This window comes from Flavobacterium sp. 40-81 (genome assembly GCF_001898245.1).
Classification (GTDB): domain Bacteria; phylum Bacteroidota; class Bacteroidia; order Flavobacteriales; family Flavobacteriaceae; genus Flavobacterium; species Flavobacterium inviolabile.
In genome coordinates this window covers 172,408-176,040 of sequence record NZ_MKTM01000009.1, presented here as the reverse complement: position 1 = coordinate 176,040, position 3,633 = coordinate 172,408, and the positions used below count along the sequence as shown (strand labels likewise).

The 3,633-nt window shown below is 46.2% G+C and carries 2 protein-coding genes; both read right to left on the bottom strand.

Features of this window, described 5'->3' with window-relative positions:
- Positions 1-1,211, bottom strand: a 1,211-nt coding sequence (locus tag BGO42_RS02955; protein ID WP_502686356.1) for an HYR-like domain-containing protein, incomplete at its 3' end; no start/stop codon positions are given.
- A partial coding sequence (locus BGO42_RS02950) for an HYR-like domain-containing protein (protein ID WP_286748641.1) occupies positions 1,154-3,633 on the bottom strand: 2,480 nt, incomplete at its 5' end. The genes BGO42_RS02950 and BGO42_RS02955, both read right to left, overlap by 58 nt.

Below are 3,633 nucleotides of genomic sequence, written 5' to 3'. Positions count from 1 at the left end.
GCCGTTGGAGCCACCGGAGCTACAGTATCGTTTACGTTGATGGTTTGTGATACAGAAGCACTGTTGCCACAGGCATCCACAAAGGTCCAGGTACGGGTAATGATATAAGAACCTGGACAGGTACCTTGAACCGTGGCATCCTGTCCTTGTACGGTAATTTCACCGGAACAGTTATCATTAGCGGTCAGACTGATCATCACCGGTACGTCAGTACTACAGGCAACAGTTATATTCGCTGGCGCTGTTGGTACTACCGGAGCTACAGTATCATTTACATTAATGGTTTGCGATACAGAAGCGCTATTGCCACAGGCATCCACAAAGGTCCAGGTACGGGTGATTACATAAGAGCTTGGACAGTTACCCTGAACGGTTGTGTCTTGCCCTTGTACGGTGATTTCACCGGAACAATTATCATTAGCGGTCAGGCTGATCATCACCGGTACGTCAGTACTACAGGCAACAGTTATATTCGCTGGTGCTGTTGGTACGACCGGAGCTATAGTATCGTTTACATTGATGGTTTGCGATACAGACGAACTATTGCCGCAGGCATCCACAAAGGCCCAGGTACGGGTAATGATATAAGAGTTAGGACAATTGCCTGGAACAGAAGAATCTTGCCCTTGTACGGTGATTTCACCGGAGCAATTATCATTAGCGGTCAGGCTAATCATTGCCGGTACGTCAGTACTACAGGCAACAGTTATATTCGCTGGCGCTGTTGGCACTACCGGAGCCACGGTATCATTTACATTAATGGTTTGTGATACTGACGAACTGTTACCACAGGCATCTACAAAGGTCCAGGTACGGGTAATGATATAAGAACTTGGGCAATTACCTTGAACAGTGGAATCCTGTCCCTGTACGGTGATTTCACCGGAACAGTTATCATTAGCGGTCAGGCTGATCATCGCCGGAACATCAGTACTACAAGCTACTGTTATACTTTCAGGAGCAGTTGGCACTATCGGAGCCACGGTATCATTTACATTAATGGTTTGCGATACAGACGAACTGTTTCCGCAGGCATCCATAAAGGTCCATGTTCTGGTAATGATATAAGAACCTGGGCAGTTACCTGGAACCGTGGCATCCTGTCCTTGAACGGTAATTTCACCGGAACAATTATCGTTAGCGGTCAGGCTAATCATCGCCGGTACATCGGTACTACAGAACTGTTTCCGCAGGCATCCATAAAGGTCCATGTTCTGGTAATGATATAAGAACCTGGGCAGTTGCCTGGAACAGAAGAATCTTGTCCCTGTACGGTAATGGCACCGGAACAATTATCATTAGCGGTCAGGCTGATCATCGCCGGAACATCAGTACTACAAGCTACTGTTATACTTTCAGGAGCAGTTGGCACTATCGGAGCCACGGTATCATTTACATTAATGGTTTGTGATACTGACGAACTGTTACCACAGGCATCTACAAAGGTCCAGGTACGGGTGATTATATAAGAATTCGGACAGTTACCTTGAACAGTTGTATCCTGTCCCTGTACGGTAATGGCACCGGAACAATTATCATTAGCGGTCAGGCTAATCATTGCCGGAACATCAGTACTACAAGCTACGGTTACGTTTGCCGGAGCAGTTGGAGCTACCGGAGGTATAGTATCACTAACTGTAAAAGTTGCCTGAGTAGTAGCTGTATTGCCGCAAGCATCTGTTGCCGTAAAGATTACAACAACACTTTGAGAGCAATTGTTTGTCAGCGGACTAAAGTTGTTGGTCCAGGTAACGGTACTGCAATTATCGTTAGCATTGGCGCCACCATTGGTGTTTAACCAGTTTTGTAACTGGGATTGGTTGCCCTGACCATCACAACTCACCGCTAAGTTTTGTGCTTGTGCGGTGATTGTAGGCGGGATGTTGTCCAGTACGGTGATAATCTGGTTCTGACTGGCAGCCGTATTTCCACAGGCATCAGTTAACGTCCAGGTTCTGGTTATAGTTTTAGAACCAGGACAATTACCATCGGCGATTACATCGGTATAAGTGGCTTGCAATGCTGTTGAACAATTATCGGCTTCATTGGTTACATCGCCGGTTACAGCAATAGAAGCATCATAACTACAGTTTGCATTGGCATAAATGGTTGTATTAGCCGGAGCAGTAAACGTTGGTGGAATAGTATCGTTTACATTGATGGTTTGCGATACAGACGAACTGTTTCCGCAGGCATCCATAAAGGTCCATGTTCTGGTAATGATATAAGAACCTGGGCAGTTGCCTGGAACAGTTGTATCCTGTCCCTGTACGGTAATGGCACCGGAACAATTATCGTTAGCGGTCAGGCTAATCATCGCCGGTATATCGGTACTACAGGTAACAGTTATATTCGCTGGTGCTGTTGGTACAACCGGAGGAACAGTATCGTTTACATTGATGGTTTGCGATACAGACGAACTGTTTCCGCAGGCATCCACAAAGGTCCAGATACGAGTGATAACATAAGAGCTAGGACAGTTGCCTTGAACAGTGGAATCCTGTCCCTGTACGGTAATGGCACCGGAACAGTTATCATTAGCGGTCAGGCTGATCATCGCCGGAACATCGGTACTACAGGCAACAGTTATATTTGCTGGTGGTGTTGGAACCACCGGAGCTACAGTATCATTAACGTTGATGGTTTGCGATACAGACGAACTATTGCCGCAGGCATCCATAAAGGTCCATGTTCTGGTAATGATATAAGAACCTGGGCAGTTACCTAGAACAGTGGAATCCTGTCCCTGTACGGTAATGGCACCGGAACAGTTATCATTAGCAGTCAGGCTAATCATCGCCGGTACGTCAGTACTACAAGCTACTGTTATATTCGCTGGTGCTGTTGGTACTACTGGAGCTATAGTATCATTAACATTGATGGTTTGCGATACAGATGAACTATTGCCGCAGGCATCCACAAAGGTCCATGTTCTGGTAATGATATAAGAACTTGGGCAGTTACCTGGAGCGGATACATCTTGTCCCTGTACGGTAATGGCACCGGAACAATTATCATTAGCAGTCAGGCTAATCATCGCCGGTATATCAGTACTACAGGCTACGGTAACATTTGCCGGAGCGGTTGGAGCCACCGGAGGTATAGTATCACTAACCGTAAAGGTTGCCTGGGTAGTGGCTTTATTGCCACAGGCATCGGTAGCGGTAAAAATAACAACAACGCTTTGAGAGCAGTTATTGGTTAGTGGACTAAAGTTGTTGGTCCAGGTAACGGTACTGCAATTATCGTTAGCAGTGGCACCACCATTGGTGTTTAACCAGTTTTGTAACTGGGATTGGTTGCCCTGACCATCACAGCTAACCGCTAAGTTTTGCGCTTGTGCGGTAATTGTAGGCGGGATGTTGTCCAGTACAGTAATAATCTGGTTTTGGCTTGCCGCTGCATTGCCGCAGGCATCGGTTAACGTCCATGTTCTGGTTATGATTTTAGAGCCTAGACAGTTGCCATTAGCAACAGCATCTGTATAAGTGGCTTGCAATCCTGTCGAACAATTGTCGGCTTCATTAGTTACATCGCCGGTTACAGCAACAGAAGCATCATAACTACAGTTTACATTGGCATAAATAGTAGTATTGGCCGGAGCGGTAAACGTTGGCGGAATAGTATCATTTA